At 70.4% G+C, this 24,561-nt stretch carries 18 protein-coding genes; 10 read left to right on the top strand and 8 right to left on the bottom strand.

What is annotated here, in order from left to right:
• Positions 1–57 precede the first annotated feature (57 nt).
• The 3 genes from pgeF to NUG21_RS05815 are packed head-to-tail and all read left to right on the top strand — an operon-like array spanning position 58 to position 1,788.
• Entirely contained in the window at positions 58–831 is a 774-nt protein-coding gene (gene pgeF, locus NUG21_RS05805) for a peptidoglycan editing factor PgeF (protein ID WP_263392521.1), read from the top strand.
• Positions 816–1,358, top strand: a complete 543-nt coding sequence (locus NUG21_RS05810) for a DUF4166 domain-containing protein (protein WP_263392522.1) — start codon at positions 816–818, stop codon at positions 1,356–1,358. The genes pgeF and NUG21_RS05810 overlap by 16 nt, the downstream gene beginning before the upstream one ends.
• A gap of 10 nt (positions 1,359–1,368) precedes the next feature.
• Positions 1,369–1,788 carry a thiol-disulfide oxidoreductase DCC family protein gene (locus NUG21_RS05815; RefSeq protein ID WP_242080905.1) on the top strand — a complete coding sequence of 140 codons (420 nt, stop codon included), beginning with the start codon at positions 1,369–1,371 and terminating at the stop codon, positions 1,786–1,788.
• A gap of 19 nt (positions 1,789–1,807) precedes the next feature.
• On the opposite strand, the gene NUG21_RS05820 is transcribed toward NUG21_RS05815, so the two are convergent.
• The 6 genes from NUG21_RS05820 to NUG21_RS05845 all read right to left on the bottom strand — a co-directional run bounded on the left by NUG21_RS05820 (position 1,808) and on the right by NUG21_RS05845 (position 13,514).
• Positions 1,808–3,664, bottom strand: a complete 1,857-nt coding sequence (locus NUG21_RS05820) for a methyl-accepting chemotaxis protein (protein WP_263392523.1) — start codon at positions 3,662–3,664, stop codon at positions 1,808–1,810.
• A gap of 308 nt (positions 3,665–3,972) precedes the next feature.
• Positions 3,973–6,405: a membrane-bound PQQ-dependent dehydrogenase, glucose/quinate/shikimate family gene (locus NUG21_RS05825; protein ID WP_263393037.1), complete on the bottom strand. Its 2,433-nt coding sequence runs from the start codon at positions 6,403–6,405 to the stop codon at positions 3,973–3,975.
• Positions 6,406–6,768: 363 nt separating this feature from the next.
• Positions 6,769–8,139, bottom strand: coding sequence for an alpha,alpha-trehalose-phosphate synthase (UDP-forming) (otsA, locus tag NUG21_RS05830; RefSeq protein WP_160948496.1), 1,371 nt, complete (start codon positions 8,137–8,139; stop codon positions 6,769–6,771).
• Positions 8,136–9,917 carry a glycoside hydrolase family 15 protein gene (locus NUG21_RS05835; protein ID WP_160948495.1) on the bottom strand — a complete coding sequence of 594 codons (1,782 nt, stop codon included), beginning with the start codon at positions 9,915–9,917 and terminating at the stop codon, positions 8,136–8,138. Before NUG21_RS05835 ends, otsA begins: the two co-directional genes overlap by 4 nt.
• Positions 9,918–9,993: 76 nt before the next feature.
• Positions 9,994–10,746 carry a trehalose-phosphatase gene (otsB, locus tag NUG21_RS05840; RefSeq protein WP_263392524.1) on the bottom strand — a complete coding sequence of 251 codons (753 nt, stop codon included), beginning with the start codon at positions 10,744–10,746 and terminating at the stop codon, positions 9,994–9,996.
• A gap of 329 nt (positions 10,747–11,075) precedes the next feature.
• A complete protein-coding gene (locus tag NUG21_RS05845; protein ID WP_263392526.1) occupies positions 11,076–13,514 on the bottom strand; it encodes a TonB-dependent receptor plug domain-containing protein in 2,439 nt (812 codons plus the stop codon).
• Between the two features lie 244 nt (positions 13,515–13,758).
• Between NUG21_RS05845 and NUG21_RS05850 the strand changes: the two genes are divergently transcribed.
• From NUG21_RS05850 to NUG21_RS05865, 4 genes are all read left to right on the top strand, one after another.
• Positions 13,759–14,238, top strand: a complete 480-nt coding sequence (locus tag NUG21_RS05850) for a DUF3574 domain-containing protein (protein WP_263392527.1) — start codon at positions 13,759–13,761, stop codon at positions 14,236–14,238.
• Positions 14,239–14,312: 74 nt separating this feature from the next.
• The gene (locus NUG21_RS05855; RefSeq protein WP_263392528.1) at positions 14,313–14,753 is read left to right on the top strand and encodes a GNAT family N-acetyltransferase; all 441 of its coding nucleotides are present in this window, start codon (positions 14,313–14,315) and stop codon (positions 14,751–14,753) included.
• A 100-nt stretch (positions 14,754–14,853) separates the two neighbouring features.
• Positions 14,854–16,452, top strand: a complete 1,599-nt coding sequence (locus tag NUG21_RS05860; protein WP_263392529.1) for a hypothetical protein — start codon at positions 14,854–14,856, stop codon at positions 16,450–16,452.
• A 308-nt stretch (positions 16,453–16,760) separates the two neighbouring features.
• Positions 16,761–17,594, top strand: a complete 834-nt coding sequence (locus NUG21_RS05865; RefSeq protein WP_242080598.1) for a DUF3014 domain-containing protein — start codon at positions 16,761–16,763, stop codon at positions 17,592–17,594.
• A 215-nt stretch (positions 17,595–17,809) separates the two neighbouring features.
• On the opposite strand, the gene NUG21_RS05870 is transcribed toward NUG21_RS05865, so the two are convergent.
• Positions 17,810–18,514 carry a glutathione S-transferase gene (locus tag NUG21_RS05870; RefSeq protein ID WP_263392530.1) on the bottom strand — a complete coding sequence of 235 codons (705 nt, stop codon included), beginning with the start codon at positions 18,512–18,514 and terminating at the stop codon, positions 17,810–17,812.
• Between the two features lie 216 nt (positions 18,515–18,730).
• On the opposite strand from NUG21_RS05870, the gene clpB reads away from it, so the two are divergent.
• The 3 genes from clpB to NUG21_RS05885 all read left to right on the top strand — a co-directional run bounded on the left by clpB (position 18,731) and on the right by NUG21_RS05885 (position 23,379).
• Complete coding sequence (gene clpB, locus NUG21_RS05875; RefSeq protein WP_160948381.1) at positions 18,731–21,316, top strand: ATP-dependent chaperone ClpB; 2,586 nt, start codon at positions 18,731–18,733, stop codon at positions 21,314–21,316.
• Positions 21,316–21,966 carry an HAD-IA family hydrolase gene (locus NUG21_RS05880; protein ID WP_263392531.1) on the top strand — a complete coding sequence of 217 codons (651 nt, stop codon included), beginning with the start codon at positions 21,316–21,318 and terminating at the stop codon, positions 21,964–21,966. Before clpB ends, NUG21_RS05880 begins: the two co-directional genes overlap by 1 nt.
• Before the next feature lie 126 nt (positions 21,967–22,092).
• Entirely contained in the window at positions 22,093–23,379 is a 1,287-nt protein-coding gene (locus tag NUG21_RS05885; protein WP_263392532.1) for an O-acetylhomoserine aminocarboxypropyltransferase/cysteine synthase family protein, read from the top strand.
• A 189-nt stretch (positions 23,380–23,568) separates the two neighbouring features.
• On the opposite strand, the gene NUG21_RS05890 is transcribed toward NUG21_RS05885, so the two are convergent.
• The gene (locus tag NUG21_RS05890) at positions 23,569–24,519 is read right to left on the bottom strand and encodes a LysR family transcriptional regulator (protein ID WP_263392533.1); all 951 of its coding nucleotides are present in this window, start codon (positions 24,517–24,519) and stop codon (positions 23,569–23,571) included.
• Between the last annotated feature and the right edge of the window lie 42 nt (positions 24,520–24,561).

The raw sequence follows: 24,561 nt of genomic DNA on the forward strand, positions 1-24,561 counted from the left end.
CGGCCGGGGACGCCCGCGATGCGGCAAGGCGGCCGCTGTCGGCCGAGGGTGCTGCTGATGCCGGACTTCGCCCTGCAGGCCGACTGGCCGGCCCCGCCGCGGGTCCACGCGCTGACCACCGTGCGCACTGGCGCCGGCGCCTCGAGGCCGCCGTTCGACCGTTTCAACCTGGGCAACCGCAGCGCCGCCGACGGCGACGACCCGGCCACCGTGCAGCGCAACCGCGACGAGTTGGCCGAGCGGCTGGCGCTGCCGACGCCGCCGCACTGGCTGCGGCAGGTACACGGCGTGCAGGTGCTGCGTTTCGACGGACCGCCGCACGGCACCGGACTCGACGCTGAGCCGACCGCCGACGCCGCGGTCACCGCCGAACCGGGCGTGGTGCTGGCGATCCTCACCGCCGACTGCCTGCCGGTGGTGTTCGCCGCGCGCGACGGCAGCGAGGTCGGGGCAGCGCATGCCGGCTGGCAGGGGCTGGCCGGCGGCGTGCTGGAGGCCACCGTGGCCGCGTTGCGCACGTCGCCGGCGCAGCTGCAGGCCTGGCTGGGCCCGGCGGCCGGGCCGCAGCACTACGAGATCGGCGTCGACGTCCGCGAGGCCTTCCTGCGCCACGATCCGGCCGCCGCCGCTGCGTTCGTGGACACCCGGCCCGGACATTGGCGGGTGGACCTGTACGCACTGGCGCGGCAACGCCTGGTCGCGGCCGGCATGGCGCAGGAGCAGATCCACGGCGGCGGCCTGTGCACCATCGCCGATGCGCAGCGCTTCTACTCCTATCGGCGCGACCGCCGCAGCGGGCGCATGGCGACCCTGGCGTGGATCGCGCCCTGACCGCGCCGCTGTTCGCGCAGGTGCTGGGGCCGGCGTTTGCGCAGTTGCCGCCGGTGTTGCGCGCGCTGCACACGCCGGGGCCGCAGTCGCGCTACGTCGGCCAGGCCGAGGTCGTCCGCGGCCGGCATCTCCTGCTGCCGCTGTGCGCGTGGCTGGTGCGGCTGCCGCGCACCGAACCGGCCACGCCGGTGGAGGTGGTGTTCCGCGCCGATGTGCGCGGGGAGTGCTGGGAGCGCCGTTTCGGTCGGCATGCCATGCCGTCGCGGCTGTGGCTGCACCGCGGCCGGCTGCGCGAGCGCCTGGGCGCGGTGGTGTTCGAATTCGCGCTGCGGGTGGACGGCGCGGGCATCGAATGGCGCGTGGCGCGGGCCTGGGCCTTCGGCGTGCTGCCGCTGCCGCGGCGCTGGCTGGCCGCCGTGCACTGCCGCGAAGACCAGCGCGACGGCCGCTATGCGTTTCTGATTGCGGTGACGCTGCCGTGGATCGGCCCGTTCATCCGCTACGAGGGCTGGCTTGCGCCGGCCTGAGCCGCCGCCGGTGGTGGCGCCCACGGCGCCGGAGGGCGCGGCCATCGTCGTGTTCGACGGGGTGTGTGCGCTGTGCAGCCGCTGGGTGCGGTTCCTGCTGCGCCATGACCATCGCGGCCGCTACCGCTTTGCGGCGATGCAGTCGCCGCGCGGCAGCGCGCTGTTGCGCGCTCACGGGCTGGATCCGGCCGATCCGCTGTCGTTCCTGCTGCTGACGCCAGATGCTGCACTGACCGACTCGGACGCGGCGATCGCGGTGATCGCCGGGCTTGGCGGGGTGTGGCGCAGTGTCGCGCTGCTGCGCCTGCTGCCGCGGCGCTGGCGCGACGCCGGCTATCGGCTGCTGGCGCGCAACCGCCATCGCTGGTTCGGCACCACCGCGCAGTGTTTCCTGCCGGAGCCGCAACAGCGCGCGCGGTTTCTGGAGTGAGCGCGCTGCGCGGACCGGCTCAGCCGGCACCGCGCGCGAACGGCAGCACCTTGCCGTCGCTACCGTCGGCGCGGCCGCTGTCGAGGCGGAACACGCCGACCGCGGCCGCCAGCCCGCCGGCCTGTTCCTCCATGCTGCGCGCGGCGGCGGTGGCTTCCTCGACCAGGGCGGCGTTGCGCTGGGTCACTTCGTCCAGTTGCGCCACGGTGCGGTTGACCTGTTCGATGCCGCTGGACTGTTCGCCGCTGGCGGCGCTGATCTCGCCGATCAGGCCGGTCACCCGCTGCACCGAGCCGACGATCTCGTGCATGGTGGCACCGGCGCGATTGACCAGCGCCGCGCCTTCGCCGACGGTGCGCGTGGACGCCTCGATCAGGTCCTTGATCTCCTTGGCCGCATCGGCCGAACGCTGCGCCAGCGAGCGCACCTCGCTCGCGACCACGGCGAAGCCGCGGCCCTGCTCGCCGGCGCGCGCGGCCTCCACCGCGGCGTTGAGCGCCAGGATGTTGGTCTGGAAGGCGATGCCGTCGATCACTCCGATGATCTCGCCGATGCGCTGCGAGGACGCGCTGATCGCGCGCATCGTCGCCACCACCTCGTCCATCACCTGTCCACCGGACCGGGCGACCTCGCCGGTGTTCTGCACCAGGCCGTTGGCCTGCTGCGCGTTGTCCGCGTTCTGCTTCACCGCCGAGGTCAGTTCCTCCATCGAACTGGCGGTCTCTTCCAGGCTCGCCGCCTGCTGTTCGGTGCGATCGGACAGATCCGTGTTGCCCGCGGCGATTTCCGCGGCGGCGCGGCGGATGGTCTCGGCCGCGTCCTGGATGCCGACGATGATCTCGGTGAGCTTGGCCACGGTGCGGTTGGTGTCCTCGCGCAACTGCGCGAACACGCCCTGGGCCTGGCCGTCGACGCGATGGGTGAGGTCGCCTTCGGCCAGCGCCGCCAGTGCCGCCGCCAGCTGCGCCAGGTTGCTCTCCACCGCATCGGCGATGCGGTTGACGCCGTCGGCCAGCGACTTGAGCACTCCGTCCATCGCCGCCGTCTCGATGCGCTGGCTGAAATCGCCGCGCGCGGCGGCCTCGATCACCGTGGCCAGCGCCTGTTCGGCGCTGACCTGCGCGGTCACCTCTTCCCACTGCGCGATGGTGCCGAGGCGGCGGCCGTCGGCGCCGTTGATCGGGCTGTACACGAAATCGATCTGGCGGCCGAAGAACGGCGCGCGCACGCGCTTGGAGCCGGTCAGCGCACGCATGCGGTCGATCGCCGCCTGGCTGTCCGGATAGATGTCGCCGATGCTGCCGCCGACGAACTGCTCGGCGCGAAATTCCGGGCGGAAGCGCTGCACGTCCGCTTCGATGGTCCGCAGCATCTGCAGCAGCTTGCGATTGGCGAAATGCACGCGGCCATCGTCGTCGGCGATGCGCACCATGGTGTCGAGATCGTCCAGCGCCTGGATCACGAAGCGGCCATGGCGCAGTTCCGCCTCGGCCTGCGCCTGGCGTGCGGCCAGCGCCTGTTGTGCGTTCTGCACCGCGCGCAGCAGGGCCACTTCGGCCGCGTCGCCGGTCAGGTCCACGCGGTGCTCGAAGCGGCCTTCGCCCAGCGCCTGCAGCGCCTGCGTGGCCCGGTGCAGGGCGCGTGGCGCGCTGCGTCTGCCGGCCCAGACCAGCGCCGCGGCGACCGCGGCGGCAACCAGCAGCGCCGGCAGTATGCGCGGGAGCGCCGATCCGGTCGGCCCGACCGTGCGGCCGACATGCAGCGCGTAGCCGGTCAGCGCCAGCAGCACCAGCACGTGGGCCAGGGCAAGCTGCGCCGAATGCAGGCGCAGCCACGCGGGAATGGTCGGGCGGAGAGCGGCGGATGGCGAGGGCATGGTATGCACCGGCTGAAAAACAACGGGCAACGCCGCAGGGGCGACGCGATCTCGCGGGGGTACAGCCAGTATCGGCGCATTGCGCGGCGTGCTGGATCGCCGGCAGCTGCCGTTCGTCGGAAACTTCACATGGCCTGCATGCCTGTGCGGCGTCGGCAGCGAGGCGCGAGAGGGTGACGCGCTACAGCAGCAGGGGCGCTGCGCGGGGAACCCGCGGCAGGCCAGACGGGCATGCCGGCTCGCGCGTGGCCGGGCTGACCGTCCTCACCACCGACCCACTGTGGGCCGGTGGCGGGATGGGCGGACGCTTACTTCGCCGGCGCCTTCGCGTCGGGCAGGGTCCAGGCGATCACGCTGTCGCCGGCCTTGGTATCCATGCGGTCGTGGCCGCCGATCGCGGCGACGATGTACTGCTTGCCATCGACGGTGTAGCTCAGCGGTGCGGCCTGCGGACCGGCCGGCACGCGCACTTCCCACAGCAGCTTGCCGGTCTGGGTGTCGTAGCCGCGCAGGAAGTTGTCCAGCGCCGCGCCGATGAAGGTCACGCCGCCGGCGGTGGCCAGCGAGCCGCTGTTGTTGGGCGTGCCCAGTTCGAACTTCATCTTCGACGGAATGCCCATCGGGCCCTGGTCGTAGCCGGTGCCCAGCGGACGCCGCCAGATCACCTGCTGGGTGCGCAGGTCCACGCCGGAGATATAGCCCCACGGCGGCGCCACGCACGGGGTGTTGAGCGGCGACATCCACGGCTCCTTGCGCGCACCGTAGGGCAGGCCTTCCTGGGCCATGTAGCCGGGCGTCCTGCTCTTGCCGTTGAACACCGACACCACGCCCAGCGCCTGCATTTCCTGGCGCGGATACACCTGCTCGGTGTAGGGCAGGCGGTTGCTGTTCATCACCATGATGCCGCGCTGCAGGTCCACCGACACGCCGCCCCAGTTGATGCCGCCGTGGTTGCCGGTGAAGGCCAGCGAACCGCCCAGGCTCGGCGGGGTGAACATGCCCTCGTAGCGCAGCCGCTTGAACTGGATGCGGCACACCAGTTGGTCGAACGGGGTGATGCCCCAGGCGTCGGATTCGACCAGGGTTTCGTAGTCCTTGCTCGGCGCGCCGACGGTGTTGGGCATGCCCGGCGACACCGGCTGGGTCCTGGCGGTCCAGTCGCCGTGGTCGGTGCCCTGCGGTACCGGCTTCTGCTCCACCGGCATGATCGGTGCGCCGGTCTCGCGGTCGAGCACGAACACCTGGCCGGACTTGGTGGCCTGGATCACCGCCGGGCGGGTACCGCCGCCGGGCATCGGAAAGTCAACCAGGTTCGGCTGCGGGCCTATGTCGTAGTCCCACAGATCATGGTTGATGGTGCGGAAATGCCAGCGCTCCTTGCCGGTGGCCGCATCCAGGGCGACCAGCGAGGCGGTGTACTCCTCTTCCTGCGGCGTGCGCTGCCTGCCGAAGAAGTCGCCGGAGGCGTTGCCGGTGGGCAGGTAGACCAGGCCCAACTGGTCGTCGGCGGCCATCAGCGACCACACGTTCGGGGTGGAGCGGGTGTAGGTCTGGCCGGCCGGCGGGGCCGCATCGATCGCCGGGTTGCCCAGGTCCCAGGCCCAGCGCAGCTGCCCGCTGACCGCGTCGAAGGCACGCACCACGCCGGACGGCGCGTCGCGCTCCTGGCCGTCGCGAATCTGCCCGGTGGGCTGGATCACCACGCCGCGCATCACCACCGGCGGCGAGGTCGGGCCGACGAAGCCGGGCTTGGTGTTGCCGGTGTCCTTGTTCAGATCGACATAGCCGTGCGTGCCGAAGCTGTCGCAGAGCTTGCCGGTGAGCGCGTCGAGCGCGCCCAGGCGGCCGTCCACCATTGGCCAGAAGATGCGCTTGGCGCACTCGGCGACCGGCGTGGTGGCCTCGAAGTAGGACACGCCGCGGCAGGTGGTGGCGGCGACGCCGGCCATGGCCTTCGGATCGGTGTGCGGATCGAAGCGCCAGCGTTCCTTGCCGGTGGTGGCCTCCACCGCGATCACCTTCTGCGTAGGCGTGCAGATGTAGACCAGGTCGCCGACCTTCAGCGGGGTGTTCTGGAACGCGTAGCCGAGCTTGGAGCCGGCCGGCTTGAGGTCGCCGGTGTGGAATTCCCAGGCGATCTTCAGGTCCTTGACGTTGTCCGGGGTGATCTGCGCGCCGGGGCTGTAGTGATTGGACAGATTGGACCCGGCATAGGCGGTCCAGTTGCCGGCGTCGTGGTTGCCGGCGACGTTGCCGTCGGGGCTGTCCACCGTGGCGCGGCTGAAGGCGGCCTGCGGGCGCTGCGCGGCCAGGCTGGGGTCGGCCAGTTCCACCGTGCGCGGGAACAGTAGCGGCACGAACACCAGTGCCGCGCCCAGCACCGGCAGCACGCCGGCGACCAGCAGGTAGCCGATACCGGAGACCGGCGCCAGGCGCCAGCGCGCCACCTTCCAGAACGGCAACAGCAGCAGGCCCAGCACCGACACCATCGCCAGGCGCGGGATCAGCGCCCAGCCGTCCAGGCCGACCTCAGCCAGGGCCCAGGCGATGGTGGCGGCCAGGGTGACGCCGAACAACCACAGGCCGGCGCGGCGGCCCAGCGCCAGCAGCACGCCGGACGCGGCCAGCGCCACGCCCGCGAGCAGGTAGTACCAGGAGCCGCCGACGGCGACGAGTTGCCCGCCCATGATGGCGAGGGCGACGCCGATCACGGCGATGAGGACGGCATAGCCGGCGAACAGCCAGCGGCCAGGTCCGTGGGGGGAGGAAGCAGCGGTCATGAGCGAAACATCCGACGAGGATCCCTGGCGCGTGGCGCGAATGGCGGCGGTGCAGGCGGATCGTGGAGGGGGAGGCGAGGGCGGGGCCGCAACCGCGGCGCGCATCGCAAGGCAGCGACCGCGCTGCCGCGTATTCGGAAAGCGGCGGGAATCGGCGCGGCGCGTGCGGGCTATTTTAGGCGGTGCAGGTCGTCGGGCCGTGATGGCACGCGGAACACTGCGTCATGCCGCGCAGTGGCGACCGCCGCATGACGACGTAGTGAGCCAGGATCGCGGCGCGCGCAGGCTTTGTGCGCGCCACGTCGGACGAAGCCTATGCCGCCGCTAGCGCAGGCTTTCCAGCGCCTGCAGGTAGCGCTGGCGCCAGGCATTGATGTCGTGCTTGCGCAGGTGATCCATCATCGCCTGCCAGCGCTCGATGCGCTTGGCCTTGGGCAGCGACGCGCCGGTGGCGATGGCGTCGGCGACGCCGTCCAGGTCGTGCGGATTGACCAGCAGCGCTTCCTTCAGTTCGTCGGCGGCGCCGGCCAGCAGCGACAGCACCAGCACGCCGGGATTCTCCGGGTCCTGCGCGGCCACGTATTCCTTGGCCACCAGGTTCATGCCGTCGCGCAGCGGCGTCACCAGGCCGACTTGCGCGGCGCGATAGAAGCCGGTCAGGGTGGCGTGGGTGAAGTTGCGGTTGACGTAGCGCAGCGGGGTCCAGTCCGGCTCGGCATGGCCGCCGTTGATGTGGCCGGCGATCTGCTCGAGCTGGTTGCGCAGTTGCTTGTACTCGGTGACGTCGCCGCGCGAGACCGGCGCGATCTGCAGGTAGGTGAGGCTGCCGCGCTGGTCCGCATGCCGCTCCAGGTAGCGCTCGAAGCCGAGGAAGCGTTCCGGCAGGCCCTTGGAGTAGTCCAGCCGGTCCACGCCGATCGCCAGTTGGCGATCGCGCAGGCTGCTGCGCAGGTCGCGCACCGCCGGCTTGGACATCGCCGCGCGCGCCTGCTGCGCGATCAGTTCGGTGTCGATGCCGATCGGGAACATGGCCGCGCGGAACCGGCGGCCGCCCGGCGCTTCCAGCACGCCGTCCTTGATCACCTTGCCGCCGCCGAACAGGCGCACGTAGGCCTGGAAACGGTCGACGTCGCGGCGGGTCTGGAAGCCGATCAGGTCGTAGGCGTAGAAGCCGGAGAACAGCCGTGCGTGGTCCGGCAGCGCCTGGATCAGGTCGGCCGAGGGGAACGGCACGTGCAGGAAGAAGCCGATGCGACAGCCGATGCCGCGCTCGCGCAGCAGCGAGGCCAGCGGGATCAGGTGATAGTCGTGGATCCACACCGTGTCGTCCTCGCGCAGCATCGGCGCGAGCTTGTCGGCGAACATGGCGTTGACCCGGCGATAGCCCTCGCGGGTGGCGCGGTCGTAGTCGACCAGGTCCAGGCGGAAGTGCAGCAACGGCCACAGCGTGCGGTTGGCGAAGCCGTTGTAGTACGCGTCCAGGTCGGCGCGATTCAGATCCATGGTGACGAAGCGGATGTCGCCCTGGGTCTGCTCGTGCATTGCGCCGCTGTCGCCGCGCACGGTCTTGCCGCTCCAGCCGAACCAGACGCCGCCGCGTTCCTTCAGCGCCGCCAGCAAGCCCACCGCCAGGCCGCCGGCACGGTTCTCGCCGGGCAGTGCCACACGGTTGGATACCACGACCAGTCTGCTCATGATGCCTCCTGCCAACTGCGCGACAAACGCATGGCGGCGATGATCAGGCCGACATGCGAATAGGTCTGCGGAAAATTGCCCCAGGCTTCGCCGTTGTCGAAGGCCAGATCCTCCGACAGCAGGCCCAGGTGATTGCGCCGGGCGAGGATGCGCTCGAACAGCTCGCGTGCCTCGTCCTTGCGGCCGATCGCGGCCAGCGCGTCGATGTACCAGAACGTGCAGATGGTGAAGCTCGTCTCCGGTTCGCCGAAGTCGTCCGGCGCCACGTAGCGGTACAGCGCATCGCCATGCTTGAGGTCGCGGCCGATCGCTTCGACCGTGGCGATGAAGCGCGGATCGTCCGGGGCGATGAAGCCGATGTCGGCCAACAGCAGCAACGAGGCGTCCAGCCGGTGGCCGTTGAAGGTGTCGGTGAAGTGCCCCAGCTCCGCGCTCCAGGCCTCGGCCAGTACGCGTGCGTGGATGCGGTCTGCGCGCTCGCGCCAGTGCGCCACGCGCTCCTCCAGGCCCAGCCGCGCGGCGATCTTGGCCAGGCGGTCGCAGGCGGCCCAGCACATCGCACTGGTGTAGGTGTGCACCTCGGCGCGGCCGCGGAACTCCCACAGGCCGGCGTCGGGCACGTCGTGCAGCGCGAAGGCGCGCTCGCCCAGCGGTTCCAGGCGCAGGAAGGTGTGGGTGTCGCCGGGGTCCTTCAGGCGCAGGTCGAAGAACAGTTGGGTGGAGGCCAGCACCACGCTGCCGTACACGTCGTGCTGCTTCTGGATCCAGGCCAGGTTGCCGCGCCGCACCGGGCCCATGCCGCGGTAGCCGGCCAGCGACTCGACCTCGTGTTCCTCCAGCGCGGCCTCGAAGCCGATGCCGTACAGCGGCTGCAGGCTGCCGTCGGTGGTGGCGATGTTGAAGATGTAGCCGAGGAACTGCTCCATGGTGCGGGTGGCGCCGAGCCGGTTCAGCGCGCGCACCACGAAGGCGGCGTCGCGCAGCCAGCAGTAGCGATAGTCCCAGTTGCGCGGGGTGTCCGGGGCTTCCGGAATGGAGGTGGTCATCGCCGCGATGATCGCGCCGCTGTCCTCGTACTGGCACAGCTTCAGGGTGATGGCGCTGCGGATCACCGCGTCCTGCCAGTCCAGCGGCACCGACAGGTAGCGCACCCACTCGCGCCAGTATTCCTCGGTGCGCTCCTGCGCTTCCTGGATGTAGCCGGTCAGCGAGCGGGTCAGCGATTCGTCCACGCCCAGCATCAGGTTGACCGGGTGGGCAAGCACGAACGGCAACTCGTCGCGGATGAAGCGCACCGGCACGTCGGTGGTCAGGCGCAGGGTGAAGTCCGGCAACAGCCAGCGCACGTGGTTGCTGCCCCAGGTGCTCTCCGGCTGGCGCGCACCCCAGTCCGCCAGCGGCCGTGCACGCACGCGGATGCGCGGGTTGCCGGCCAGCGGCCGCACCTGTCGGATGATGCTGACCGGGCGGTAGAAGCGGCCGTGGTTGCGCCAGCGCGGCGCGAAGTCGATCACCTCCACCGCGCCGCCGTGGGCATCGCGCAGCACCGTGCGCAGGATCGCGGTATTGGCCAGGTAGTGCTGATCGCTGTCGACGAAGTCTTCCAGCTCGATGCTGAAATCGCCGCCGGGATGCGCGCGCGGCGACAGCAGGGCGCAGAACGCCGGGTCGCCGTCGAAGGCCGGCAGGCAGCTCCACACCACGCTGGCCCGTTTGTCGATCAGGGCGCCGAAGCTGCCGTTGCCGATGACGCCGAGGTCGAGATTGGGGGAACTCATGGAACGGACGGATCCTTGTGCGGAAGCAGTGGGGGAAGCGACCACGGGACGCGGGCGGGCGGGCGCGGCGGCGCCCTCATCCGGCGTTATCGCGCAGCCAGGCGTGTACGCCGCGTGGATCGGGCAGCGCATAGGTGGCGACGCTGTCGGCGCGGGCGCCGACCAGCACGCTCCAGCCGCCGGCCTGGTTGGCCGCGGCGAAGCCGAATTCGTCGGTGAGATCGTCGCCGACGAACACCGGGCGGCGCCCCCGGAACGGCGGTTGCTGCAGCAGCGTGGTCAGCGCCACGCCCTTGTCGCTGCCTTCGGGCACGAACTCGACCACGTGATCGCCGGGCTGCAGGCGGTAGCCGGGCAGGTCGGCGATCTGGGCGTGGGCGAACCCAAGCACCGCCTCGGCGGCGCTCGGCGCCGCGCGCCAGTGCAGCGCCACGCTGGCGCCCTTGTCCTCGACCAGCACGCCCGGATGCGCCTGGCGCAGGTGCGCGGCGCGCGCATGCAGCGCATGCAGAAACTGCGAGGTATCGGCGGGCATCGCCGCCTGCGCGTCGGCGTCGCTGCGCAACTCGTGGCCGTGCAGGCCGGCGGCCGGCAGCCGCAGCGGCGCGAACAGGGCGTCCAGTTGCGTCAGCGGACGTCCGCTGACCAAGGCCACCGCGCCACCGAGGCGCTGGTGCAGGCGGCCGATCGCCTCACGCACCTCGGGCAGCAACTGCACCTGGTCGGGGCGTTCGGCAAAGGCGATGAGAGTGCCGTCCACGTCCAGGAACAATGCGCAGGCATCGTCCAGGCGCGGCGGCGGCGGTCGGAGGGGGAGCGCGTCTGCCATCTGTTCATGATGAACGGGACAGCGTTAGCGTCAGGTGGATTGGGGCGGGGATTGGGGAGTGGGGATTGGGGATTCGTAAAAGCGGGCGTCCAGCGGCTGTGGCTGTCTGCAGATGACGGGATTGGAGATTCGGGATTCGGGATCGGGTGGCGTTTCACGAGTGCCGACGCACCGCTTTTGCGAATCCCCAATCCCGACTCCCGAATCCCGGCCCTCTGCAGATGCCGGGATTGGGGAATGGAGATTCGGGATTGGGTAGCGCTCCACGAGTGCGGACGCACCGCTTCTACGAATTTCCAATCCCGACTCCCCAATCCCGGCCCCCTCCGTCAGAAGGTGTACCGCACCCGGCCGTAGTAGTAAGCGCCGTTGCTGCCGATCGGCGAGAGCACGTCGTAGGGCAGGTTGCCGTAGTAGGCGATGTCGGGCTTGGAGCGGTCGGCGTAGGCGTCGGTGAGGTTCTGTCCACCCACCGCCACGCTCCACTGCGGGGTGAGGTGGTATTCGACCTCGGCGTCGAGTTGCCACTTGGCGCTGTAGGTCTGCTCCGGGTCGAAGCCGCCGCCGAAGTCGAACACGCGGGTGGCGCTGCCGTAGCGGGTGACGCGGGTCTGCAGCGACCAGTGCGCATCGCTCCAGTTCGCCGCCAGTTGCGCGCGCGTGCGCGGCGTCGCTTCGGTCAGGGTGTTGCGCTCTTCCACGCCGAACAGCACGTAGTCCGGATTCAGCGCCAGCAGTTGCGCCGGCGTGGCCACCACGTTCTCCAGTTCGGTCTTGGCGTAGCTCCAGGTGCCGGTCAACTGCAGTTGGCCATCGCCCAGCGCCTGCCGCCAGTTGCTGACCAGCTCGGCGCCGCGGGTGCGGGTGTCGGCGGCGTTGACGAAGAAGCTGGCGCTCTGCAGGCCGGCGATGCCGAAGCGCTGCACGACGAAGTCGGTCAGGGCGTCGCCGTCGATGCTTTCCGACAGCGCGATGCGCTTGTCGATGTCGATCTGGAACAGGTCCAGCGACAGGTCGAAGTGGCTGCCGACGCGGCTGGTGAAGCCCAGGCTGTAGTTGCGCGACTTCTCCGGTTGCAGCGTGCGGGCGCCCAGCGCCTGCGCGATCGGGTTGTCGACCGAGAGCAGGCGGCCCTGCAGCAGCTGGCCGTTGGCGTTGTAGCCGGTGGAGCTGGCTTCGTAGCCGATCTGGCTCAGCGACGGCGCGCGGAAGTTGTTGGAGATCGCGCCGCGCAGGGCGAACGCCGGGACGAACTCGTAGCGCGCGGCCAGCTTGCCGGTCAGTTCGCCGCCGAAGTCCTGGTAGTGCTCGTAGCGCGCGGCCAGGTCGGTGGAGAGCTTGTCCCCGAACTGGCTGGACACGCTGGCGTAGACGCTGGCGACGTTGCGCGACAGGTCGGCCGCATCCTGCGGGGTCAGGCCGCCGCCGGCCTGGGCGCCGGTGGGGCGGTCGGTGTAGGGACCGGCGGCGTAGCTGGCCGGGTCGCCCGGACGGGTGCGGTAGTGCTCGCGGCGCAGTTCCACGCCGGTGCCCAGGGTGTGGGTGGCGCCGGCGGCGTCGAAGCTGCGGCTCAGGTCGAGGTTGGCCACGCCCTGTTCGAAGGCGTAGTCGCCGGTCTTGAAGCGGGTCGGGCTGCCCGGGCCCAGCGAGGCGTTGAGCGAATGCTTGAGCCGGTAGGTGAAGTCGTTGCGGCCGTAGTCGAGGCTGGCGTCGTAGGCCCATTCGCCCCACTGCCCGCGCGCGCCGAGCACCGCCTGCAGGTCGCGGTTCTCGCCCAGCGACACCGGGCGGTAGCCCTGCGGATACACCTGGGTCCAGTTGGCGGGGCCGTCGGGGTAGCGGAAGTAGTTGTCGCCCCGCGTGTCGCGCTGGTTGTAGGTGCCGAAGGCGTAGACCTCGCTGCCCTGGCCGAACGGCAGCTTGCCGTTGATCCAGGCGTTGAGATCCTTGCTGGCGCCGTCGCCGAGCGCGTAGTTGCGCTTGCCGGCCAGTGCCAGGTTGGCCGGGGTCTGTTCCTCGAACGAGGGGATCTGGTCGAAGCCGGCGCGGTTGGTGGCCTCGTGGTTCTTCAGTTCCAGGCCGACCTTGAAGAAGCCGCCGTCCTCGCCCAGGCGCGTGCCGACCTTGCCGCTGGCGTAGCCGGTCTGGCCGTCGGTGAGGGTGCGGTGGATCGGCTTGACGTCGGTGTGGTTGGCGCCGTAGCTGGCTTCCAGCGCACCGCTGTCCGGGTCGTCGTCGAGGATCACGTTGATCACCCCGGCCACCGCGTCCGAGCCGTACTGCGCGCCGGCGCCGTCGCGCAGCACCTCGATGCGCTTGATCGCGCTGATCGGGATGGCGTTGAAGTCCACCGGCGTGGTGCCCTTGCCGATCTTGCTGTCGGTGTTGACCAGCGCCGAGGTGTGGCGGCGCTTGCCGTTCACCAGCACCAGTACCTGATCGGGCGAGAGCCCGCGCAACTGCGCGGCGCGCACGTGGTCGGCGCCGCCGGAGTTGGACTGGCGCGGGAAGTTGAAGGAGGGCAGCAGCGCCTGCAGCGCGCTGCCGAGTTCGCCGTTGACCACGCCGGCCTTGCGGATGTCCTCGGCGCTGAGCACGTCCACCGGGGCGGTGGATTCGAGCACGGTGCGGCCGCTGGCGCGGGTGCCAGTGACGATCACCGTGTCCAGATTGGTCGCGGTGGCGGGGGCGGCGTCCTGGGCGAGGGCGGGGGCCGCCAGGGCCAGGGCGACGGCCAGGCTCAACGGCCTGACGAACGGGGACGACATGGGGGTTCTCTCCTGAAACGATGACCATCAAGACCGGCCGCGCCGGCCGTGGCGGCGACTGGGGTCGGCAAAGGTTGCTGCATCCATCCGGATGAAGCGATATATTAGCCCGACGTTAAGGCGATGTGCGAGCCGCGTGTTCGGTGCTGTCGGGCATGAGCTCATGCCCGCCGGTTATCCGGGTCCGGACCGCGCCTGGCCTACGATCGCCCGTTCCCTTTCCGTTCCCACCGAGATCCTGCCGATGCTGCTGCGTGCCCCGTTGATCGCCGTCCTCCTGGCCCTGAGCGCGTGCGCCAGCGTCGCGCCGTCCACGCCGACCGCGCCGAGCAAGGTCAGCGCGACCATGCAGGGCGATGCAGCGCGGCCGGCGCAGGCCAGCGGCTGGGTGCGCAGCGAGTTGTACTTCGGCGTGGGGGAGGAGAGCGGCCCGGCCGACCGCCCGCAGGCCGAGCCGATCAGCGAGGCGCGCTGGCGCGCGTTCCTGGACAAGGAGGTCACGCCGCGCTTTCCCGATGGCCTGACCGTGTTCGATGCCTACGGCCAGTGGCTGTTCCGTGGCGCCAAGGAGCCGAACCGGCTCAACACCAAGGTGCTGGTGATCCTGCACGAGGACACCCCGCAGCGCCGCGCCGACATCGAGGCGATCCGGCTGGCGTGGAAGCAGGCCACCGGGCACCAGTCGGTGCTGTGGGCGCGGCAGGCGGTGGACGTGTCGTTTTGACGGCGGGGAATGGGGATTCGCACGGGCGGAGCGCTGCGGTGACGGTGGGGTCGTTCGTGATTCGGCCGGGGGAGTTGGACGACCCGACCGTGCGGGCGCTGCTGGAGTACCACCTGCAGCAGATGCATGCGCAGTCGCCGCCGGGCAGCGTATACGCGCTGGATCTGTCCGGTCTGCGGCAGCCGCAGGTGCGGGTGTGGAGCGTGTGGCGCGACGACGCGCTGGCCGCAGTCGGCGCGCTGCGCGTGCCGGACGCGGGCGGCGGCGAACTGAAGTCGATGCGCACGCATCCGGCGTTCCTGCGCCAGGGCGCGGCCGCGGCGCTGCTCGACCACCTGATCGCGCTCGCCCGTGCCGAAGGCCTGCAACGGCTGAGCCTGGAGACCGGCAGCGGCGCGGCGTTCGAGCCGGCGCTGGCGTTGTATCGCCGGCGCGGCTTCCGCAACGGGCCGGCGTTCGGCGATTACGTGCCGAGCGCGTTCAACCAGTTCCTGCATCTGGAGCTGTCGCCGTAGCGGCGCGCTGCCTCCGGAAAACCGCATCCTGCGCGTGCACCGATCCGCCGGTGCCGCCTCCCCTTACCATCCCTCGACTCCCCACGCCGCCACTGCCCGCATGTCCAGTCCCGCTCCCGTTTCGCCGCGCCTGCGCTGGTTCGTCGCCGGCGACCTCAACGGCTTCTTCGGCCTGGTGGTCGACAACCTGTCGATCCTCGGCTTCATCACCCTGGCGCTGGTCGGCCTCTTCCAGTTCCCCGCCGAGGTCATCTACACCCGGATGATTCCCGGCACCGCCTTCGGCGTGCTGGTCGGCAACCTGCTGTACACCTGGATGGCGCGGCGGCTGGCCGCGCGCAGCGGCCGCAGCGACGTCACCGCGATGCCGCTGGGCCTGGACGCGCCGACCAGCATCGGCATGGCGCTGCTGGTGCTCGGCCCGGCGTTCGTGCGCTACAAGCAACAGGGCATGGACCCGCAGGCCGCGGCGCTGGCCACCTGGCACCTGGGTATGGCGTCGCTGGTGGTGATGGGCGCGCTGAAGACCGTGCTGTCGTTCTTCGGCGACGCGGTGACCCGCGCCTTGCCCCGCGCCGCGCTGCTCGGCTCCATCGCCGGCATCGCCATCGTGCTGATGGGCTTCCTGCCGCTGCTGGAGACGCTGCGCACGCCGCTGGTCGGGCTGGTGGTGCTGGGCCTGCTGCTGTACGTGCTGATCGCCAAGGGGCGGCTGCCGTGGCGCCTGCCCGGGGTACCCGTGGCGCTGGCATTGGGTACCGGGCTGTACTACTGGGCCAATGCGGCGGGGATCGGCATTCCCGGTCACCAGGCGCCGCAGTGGATCGCGCCGCAATTGGTGCTGCCGTGGCCGAGCCTGGGCTTCGTCGCCGGCTTGGCCGACACGGTGCCGCTGCTGCCGCTGCTGCTGCCGTTCGGCCTGCTGATGGTGGTGGGCGGCATCAACGTCAGCGAAAGCGCGCGCGCCGCCGGCGACGACTACCGCACCCGCGACATCCTGCTGGTCGAGGCCGGCGCGACCCTGATCGCCGGCGTCTGCGGCGGCGTCGCCCAGACCACGCCCTACATCGGCCAGCCGGCCTACAAGCACATGGGCTCGCGCAGCGGCTACACCCTGCTCACCGGGCTGTTCATCGGCCTGGGCGGCATGCTCGGGCTGGTCGCCGGCCTGGTGCAGTGGCTGCCGATGGCGGTGCTGGCGCCGATCATCGTCTACGTCGCCATCGACATCACCACCCAGGCCTTCCAGGCCACGCCCAAGCGCCACGCCGGGGCGATGGTGCTGGGCTTCCTGCCGTCGGTGGCCTACCTGCTGGCGATCAAGGCGCCGGGCTGGATCGCCCCGGACCAGCTGGCCAAGCTCACCACCACCCTGGACGGCCACGGCCTGCCGGAGCTGGCGGTGATCCTGACCCTGGGCAACGGCTTCATCATCACCGCGATGCTGTGGATCGCCACGGTCGCGGCGATGGTCGACGGCCGCCTGCGTCGCGCCGCGGCGTTCCTGCTGGTGGCGGCTGGGCTGACCTTGTTCGGGCTGATCCATTCGGTGGACCCGCGCGGCGGCCTGTATCTGCCATGGACGCTGAGCGGCGTGCCGAAGCTGATCGCCTGGCAGTTCGTCGGCGGCTATCTGGTGCTCGCTGCCTTGCTCGGCCTGCTGTCGCTGCAGAAGCCGCGCGCGGTGCTGGTGGAGTGAGCGGTGCTGCGGTGGACGAGCCGTCTCGCGTGAGGTCGCGCGGCCGCCGCTCGATCGCGCGGCGGCGGTGGTGCCGTTCCTCTGGCACCACCGCCAGGGTCTGCTGACATTCCCGCGCCGCCGCGCGCGCCTGCGGCCTGTGGCATGAAATAGGTGTCGCAGGCCCGCGACGCTCATGGCGCGCCGATGCGCAGTAGTGGGTGCTCTCCCGGTGAGGTGCGTCGAGACTGAACGCCAGCCGTCCCATGCTGGAACCGGCACACGTCACCGCGGTCACACGTCCATTGTCCGATGGAGATGTGCATCCCATGCAGCCGCGTCATTCGTTCTGGCCGTGGATCCTGGTCGCCGTGCTGGTGGCCGCCGCCGCGGCGTGGTTGTTCCGCGACAACATCGCGGCGCTGTGGCCCGCCGCCGCGCCGGCGCCTGCAGCGGTTGCGCCGCCCTCCGCCGTGGCCCCGCCTGCCACACCTGACGCGCCGGCCGCGGCTGCAGCGCCGCCGCCGATCCAGCACCCCATCGATGCCGCGGAAGCCGCCGACGCGGCGATTCCGGCGCTGGCCGCCAGCGACGACGCGGCCTGGGCGGCGCTGAGCACGCTGGCCGGCGGCGACGCGCCGCTGGCGCTGCTGCTGCGCGACCACCTGATCCAGCGCCTGGTGACCATGGTCGACAACCTGACTCAGCGCCGCGTCACCGCGCGCGCGCTGGCACTCAAGCCGGTGCCGGGCGAGCTGCAGGTGAGCACCGATGCCAGCGGCGCCAGCGTCATCGCCGACGCCAATGCGCAGCGTTACGCGCCCTACGTTGAGGCGTTCACCCGGGCCGATCCGGGTACGGCGGTGGCGGCCTACCGGCGCTTCTATCCGCTGTTCCAGCAAGCCTACGTGGAACTGGGCTATCCGCAGGGCTACTTCAACGACCGCCTGGTGCAGGTGATCGACCACCTGCTGCAGACCCCGACGCCGACGGCGCCGCTCGCAGTGGAGGTCGACCCGGTGCGCGGCAAGTACCGCTTCGTGGATCCGGCGCTGGAGTCGCTGTCGATCGGGCAGAAGGCGCTGCTGCGCATGGGCCCGACCCAGGCCGCGGCGGTGAAGGCGCAATTGCGTGCGGTGCGCGAGGCGCTGACGCGGACCTGAGCCGGACGCGAGGCGCGTGCCGCGTCACGTGGCCGCGCCCGCGGGCTTTTTGTTCTTGTAGGAGCGGCTTCAGCCGCGACGGGCATTACCGGGAATGCCCATCGCGGCTGAAGCCGCTCCTACAGTCGCGATGCTTCGGTGCACCCCTTTTATTCGTCATCTGCCAGCCTGCCGGGACAGCGGTCTTCCGGTAAATGACAAGGCCGTCGCCCCGCTCACCCATCCAGCTCCGGGTAATACCGGAAGATGCCGTTCTCGTTGAACGGCAGGCGCCGCGGCGACGCCAGGTAGGCGACGATCGCCGGGCGCTCGCACACGCGCTGCTGCAGCGCGCGCAGCCGTGGCAGCTTCGGCGACAGTTTTTTCATCGCCTGCGGGAAGGCGTAGTCCAGTCCGCTCATCAGCTGGAACAGCGACAGGTCCACGTAGGAATGCTCGCGCAGCACATGGCGGCCGCCGCCCTGGTCCAGGACCTGCTCGAAGTAGCCCAGGAACTTCGGCAGCCGTTGCTTGCGCAGGTCCTCGGCGCGGCGCTGCGCCTCGGCCTTCTGGTCTTCGTAGTACAGCCCGCTGGCGATGGGGTGGTGGCTGTCGTGGACCTCGGCGACCAGGTCGGCGATGGTCAACTGCAATTGCAGCGCCTGCAGCCGCCGCGATTCGCTGTCCGGCACCAGGCCCAGCGGTGGGCCGAGGTAGTGCAGGATGTTGGCGACCTGGGCGATCACCAGCCGGCCGGCCTTGAGGAACGGCGGTGCGAACGGCCGCGCACCGGCGTGGGCGCCGTCGAGGAAGGGCTGCATCGCCGCGTCGCCCTGCTCGCGGGCGACATCGCGATAGCCGGCGCCGGCATCCTCCAGCGCCAGCCGCACGAACTCGCCGCGGCCCTGGATGCCGGTCCAGTAGTACAGCTCGTAGTGCATGGCGGCTCCTGCGCGTGGGGACATGGTCGCCGAGGGTAACTGCGGTTCCGGTAGCGGCGTGTGACCGCCGGTGCCCGGCCACCACGGCCGGCACACCGCGTCGCGGCGGCCTTGCCAAGCGTATACAGACGCGCCGTCGGCCTTGAAACAGGGACGGCCAGCCGCATTTTGCTGGCATGCCGGCACGGCCGGCCCTTTCCTTCAGAGGACTTCCCGATGCGGATGGACAAGCTCACCTCGCGCTTCCAGCAGGCCCTGGCCGACGCGCAGTCGCTGGCCGTGGGCCGCGACCACACCATCATCGAGCCGGTGCACGTGTTCGTCGCGCTGCTCGACCAGGCCGGCGGCAGCACCCGGCCGTTGCTGGCGCAGGCCGGCGTCAATGTGCCGGTACTGCGCGAGCGGCTCGGCGAGGCGCTGGACAAGCTGCCCAAGGTCAGCGGCCAGCCCGGCAACCTGTCGATGGGCAACGACCTCAGCCGCCTGCTCAACCAGACCGACAAGCTGGCGCAGCAGCACAACGACCAGTTCATCGCCAGCGAGTGGTTCGTGCTGGCCGCGGCCGACGACAGCGGTGCGCTGGGCCTGGCGCTGCGCGCGGCCGGCGCCGACAAGAAGAAGCTCGAAGCCGCCATCGACAAGTTGCGCGGCGGCGAGACCGTGCAGTCGGAGAACGCCGAGGAACAGCGCCAGGCGCTGGAGAAGTACACCATCGACCTCACCGCGCGTGCCGAGAGCGGCAAGCTCGATCCGGTGATCGGCCGCGACGAGGAGATCCGCCGCACCGTGCAGGTGCTGCAGCGGCGCACCAAGAACAATCCGGTGCTGATCGGCGAGCCCGGCGTCGGCAAGACCGCCATCGTCGAAGGCCTGGCCCAGCGCATCGTCAACGGCGAGGTGCCGGAAGGCCTGCGCGGCAAGCGCGTGCTGTCGCTGGACATGGGCGCGCTGATCGCCGGCGCCAAGTTCCGCGGCGAGTTCGAGGAGCGGCTCAAGGGCGTGCTCAACGACCTGGCCAAGAACGAAGGCCAGATCATCCTGTTCATCGACGAACTGCACACCATGGTCGGCGCCGGCAAGGCCGATGGCGCCATGGACGCGGGCAACATGCTCAAGCCGGCGCTGGCGCGCGGCGAGTTGCACTGCATCGGCGCCACCACCCTGGACGAGTACCGCAAGTACATCGAGAAGGACGCGGCGCTGGAGCGGCGCTTCCAGAAGGTGTTCGTCGGCGAGCCGAGCGTGGAGGACACCATCGCCATCCTGCGCGGGCTCAAGGAGCGCTACGCGGTGCACCACGGCGTGGAGATCACCGACCCGGCGATCGTTGCCGCGGCCACGCTGTCCAACCGCTACATCACCGACCGCCAGCTGCCGGACAAGGCCATCGACCTGATGGACGAGGCCGCCAGCCGCATCCGCATGGAGATCGACTCCAAGCCGGAGGAACTGGATCGCCTGGAACGGCGCCTGATCCAGCTCAAGATCCAGCGCGAGATGCTGAAGAAGGAGAAGGACGAGGCCTCGCGGCAGCGCCTGGCCGACTTGGAGAGCGACATCGACAAGCTCGAGCGCGAGTTCTCCGACCTGGACGAGGTGTGGCGCTCGGAGAAGGCGGCGCTGCAGGGTGCGACCAAGATCAAGGAGCAGATCGAGCAGGCGCGGGTGGAACTGGAGGCGGCGCAGCGGCGCCAGGACTACGCCAAGATGAGCGAGATCCAGTACGGCTTGCTGCCGAACCTGGAGAAGCAGCTGGCGGCGGCCAACGAAGCCGAACAGCACGATTTCAAGCTGGTGCAGGACCGCGTCACCGCCGAGGAGATCGCCGAGGTGGTGTCGCGCTGGACCGGCATCCCGGTCAACAAGATGCTCGAGGGCGAGCGCGACAAGCTGCTGCGCATGGAGGACGAGCTGCACCAGCGCGTGGTCGGCCAGGAAGAAGCGATCAAGGTGGTGTCCGATGCGGTGCGCCGCTCGCGCGCCGGCCTGTCCGATCCGAACCGGCCGAGCGGCTCGTTCCTGTTCCTCGGCCCCACCGGCGTCGGCAAGACCGAGCTGTGCAAGGCGCTGGCCGAGTTCCTGTTCGACAGCAGCGACGCGATGATCCGCATCGACATGAGCGAGTTCATGGAGAAGCACTCGGTGGCGCGGCTGATCGGCGCGCCTCCGGGCTACGTGGGTTATGAAGAAGGCGGCTACCTCACCGAGGCGGTGCGGCGCCGGCCGTACTCGCTGATCCTGCTCGACGAGGTGGAGAAGGCGCACAGCGACGTGTTCAACATCCTGCTGCAGGTGCTCGACGACGGTCGCCTCACCGACGGCCAGGGCCGCACCGTGGACTTCCGCAACACCGTCATCGTGATGACCTCCAACCTGGGCTCGCACCAGATCCAGGAACTGAGCGGCGACGGCAGCGCCGAGGCCTATACGCAGATGAAGGCGGCGGTGATGGGCGTGGTGCAGGCGCATTTCCGCCCGGAGTTCATCAACCGCCTGGACGACATCGTGGTGTTCCATCCGCTGGACAAGGCGCAGATCAAGTCGATCGCGCGCATCCAGTTGCACGGCCTGGAAAAGCGCCTGGCCGAGCGCGGCCTGAAGATCGAATTGAGCGACCGCGCGCTGGAGCTGCTCGGCAATGTCGGCTTCGACCCGGTGTACGGTGCGCGCCCGCTGAAGCGCGCGATCCAGGCGCAACTGGAGAATCCGCTGGCGCAGCAGATCCTGTCCGGCCAGTTCCTCAGCGGCGACACCATCAGGGTCGAGGCCGAGGGTGGCAAGCTGGTGTTCGAGAAGGCCTGATGGGGCGCATCGCGCAGGCGCGCACCGCCGCGCCCACGGCGCGCGCGCTGTTGATCGACATGGACGGCGTGCTGCGCCTGTGGCCCGACGACGACGCCGCGCTGGAGCTCGCGCACGGCGCACCGCCGGGCAGCCTGCGTGCGGTGGCCTTTGCGCCGGCGCTGCTGGAGCCGGCGATCCGTGGCGCCACCAGCGACGCGCACTGGCTGGCCGAGGTCGCCACGCGCATCGCCGCGCTGGCCCCGGCTGCGGACGCCAGTGCGCTGGTCGCCGCATGGTCCGCGCCGACGGCGGCCCGGCTCAACGCGCCGGTACTGGCGCTACTGCGCGAGGTGCGCCAGCGCCTGCCGGTGGTGCTGCTGAGCAACGCCACCTCGCGCCTGTCGCGCGATCTGCAGGCGCTCGGCATCGCCGATGCGTTCGATGCGGTGGTGAATTCGAGCGAGGTCGGCGCGATCAAGCCGGAACCGGCGATCTTTACGCATGCGCTGGCGCAGCTGGGGATGGCCGCCGACGAGGTGTTGTTCGTCGATGACACGGCGGCCCATGTCGAGGCCGCGCGCGGCCTGGGCCTGCGTGCCGAGCGCTATGTCGACGCCGCGGCATTGCGCACCTGGCTGTTCGCCGAGGGCGCGCTCGGCGACGCCTGAGGCCGGCATGCGGCCGCGGCGCCGCCGAAGCGCTGACAACCCCGCGGCATGGCTTCATAACCGCAGGTTTGCATTCGCCGCCGCGCGCGGCGCTATCGTCTGCGCTCCCGTTGCCGAGAGCCGCCCATGTCCGACCCGAACTGGAAGCTGGAAACCATCGCCGTGCACGGCGGCTACCGTCCCGATCCGACCACCCGCGCGGTGGCGGTGCCGATCTACCAGACCGTGGCCTACGCCTTCGACGACACCCAGCACGGCGCCGACCTGTTCGACCTGAAGGTGCAGGGCAACATCTACAGCCGCATCATGAACCCCACCACCGATGTGCTGGAGCAGCGCATCGCCGCGCTGGAAGGCGGCATCGGCGCGCTGGCGGTGGCCTCCGGGCAGGCGGCGGTGACCTACGCCATCCAGACCATCGCCGAGGCCGGCGACAACATCGTCTCCTCCAGCGCGCTGTACGGCGGCACCTACAACCTGTTCGCGCATACGCTGCCGCTGTCCGGCATCCAGACCCGCTTCGCCGACTACCGCGATCCCGGTGCGTTCGCCGGGCTGATCGACGCGCGCACCAAGGCGATCTTCGTCGAGTCGATCGGCAATCCGCGCGGCAACGTCACCGATCTGGAAGCGGTGGCCGCCATCGCCCACGCCCACGGCGTGCCGCTGATCGTCGACAACACCGTGCCCACACCGTACCTGCTGCGGCCATTCGACTTCGGCGCCGACATCGTGGTGCATTCGCTGACCAAGTACCTGGGCGGCCACGGCACCAGCCTGGGCGGGGCGATCGTCGATTCCGGGCGCTTTCCGTGGGCGGCGCACGCGCAGCGCTTCCGCCGCCTCAACGAGCCGGACGTGAGCTACCACGGCGTGGTCTACACCGAGGCGCTGGGCGAGGCCGCCTACATCGGCCGTGCGCGGGTGGTGCCGCTGCGCAACACGGGTGCGGCACTGTCGCCGTTCAACGCGTTCCAGATCCTGCAGGGCATCGAGACGCTGCCGCTGCGCATGGACCGGATCAACCAGAACACCCTGGCGCTGGCGCGGCACCTGCAGGGCGAAGCCAAGGTGGAGTGGGTCAACTACGCCGGCCTGCCGGACCATCCCGAACACGCGCTGGCGCAGAAGTACCTGCGCGGGCATGGCTCCGGCGTGCTGACCTTCGGCCTGCGCGGCGGTCGCGCCGCCGGCGCGCGCTTCCTCGACGCGCTGCAACTGTTCACCCGCCTGGTCAACATCGGCGACGCCAAGTCGCTGGCCACGCATCCGGCATCCACCACCCATCGCCAGCTTTCGCCCGAGGAGTTGCAGCGCAGCGGGGTCAGCGAGGACACGGTGCGGCTGTCGGTGGGCATCGAGCACATCGATGACCTGCTCGCCGACCTGCGGCAGGCGCTGGCGCAGGCCTGAGCGCGGCGGCCTCGCCGCGATGGAGCTTCTGCAACCCTGCTTGGGGGCTTCAGGGCCTGAAGTGTCCTGTAGGAGCGGCTTCAGCCGCGACGAGGCGTTCCCGGCAGCCCATCGCGGCTGAAACCGCTCCTACCGGGGAACTCGCCTCCGGCGCGCTGGGCCGGAGGCGGGTGATGAGAGAGGCGCCTTTCAATCGGACACGCGCCAATCGGCGAAGATCTCCAGCAGGAAATCGACGAAGGCGCGGACCTTGCGCTCCTGGGTGGCGCGACGGGGGTAGAGCGCGGTGATCTCCAGATCCGGCCAGCGCTGCCAGCCTGGAAGCAGGCGCACCAGCTGGCCTTGGTCCAGCCGCGACTGGACCAGCGGCTGGGAGAGCAGGGCGATCCCGGCCCCTTGGGCGACCTGGCGGATCACCGTGGTCGATTCGTTTGAAATCAGCACCGGCCGCAGGGTCAGCTCGATCGCTTCGCCGGCGCTGTGCCGCAACGCCCAGGCGACCAGCGGCGCATCCGCGCCGACCGCGAGCACGGCATGGCCGATGAGCTCCTTGGGGTGGGCGGGCGTGCCGGCGCGGGCCAGATAATCGGGGCTGCTCACCAGGATGCCGCGCGAGGCGCCCAACGGCCGCGCCACGTAGCTGGAATGGAGCGGCGGCCCCACATGGACCGCAACGTCCAGGCCATGGCGGAGCAGGTCCAGCGGCTGATCGTCGTAGGTCAGCGCCAGTTGCACGCCCGGATGGCGCTGGCGGAATCGCGCCAGCTGCGGCTCCAGCACCAGCAGGCCCAGCGCATAGGGAGCCAGCACACGCAGGGTGCCGCGCGCCTGGGCGCGCAGGTCGCGCGCGGCCTGCACCGCATCCTGCAGGGTCTGCTCGGCCTCCACGCAACTGGCATAGAAGGCGCGCCCGGCCTCGGACACCGCCAGCCGCCGGGTGGTGCGATGGAGCAGTTGCACGCCCAGTGCTCGTTCTAGCGCCTTGATGCGACGGCTGACGCTGGTCAACGGCACCCGCGCCTGGCGCGCGGCGGCGGTCAGGCTGCCGTGTTCGACCACGCGCAGGAACAGCCGCACGCTGTCGAAGTCGACGCCGTCGGCGCGCCGGTTTTCTTCCGTTTCTGGCAAGAGTCTATCCATCTCTGGTGCCATTATCTCGCAGGCGATCTGCTTCTACGATGA

It is taken from the genome of Xanthomonas sp. CFBP 8445, from assembly GCF_025666235.1.
In the GTDB taxonomy this organism is placed as follows: Bacteria; Pseudomonadota; Gammaproteobacteria; order Xanthomonadales; family Xanthomonadaceae; genus Xanthomonas_A; species Xanthomonas_A indica.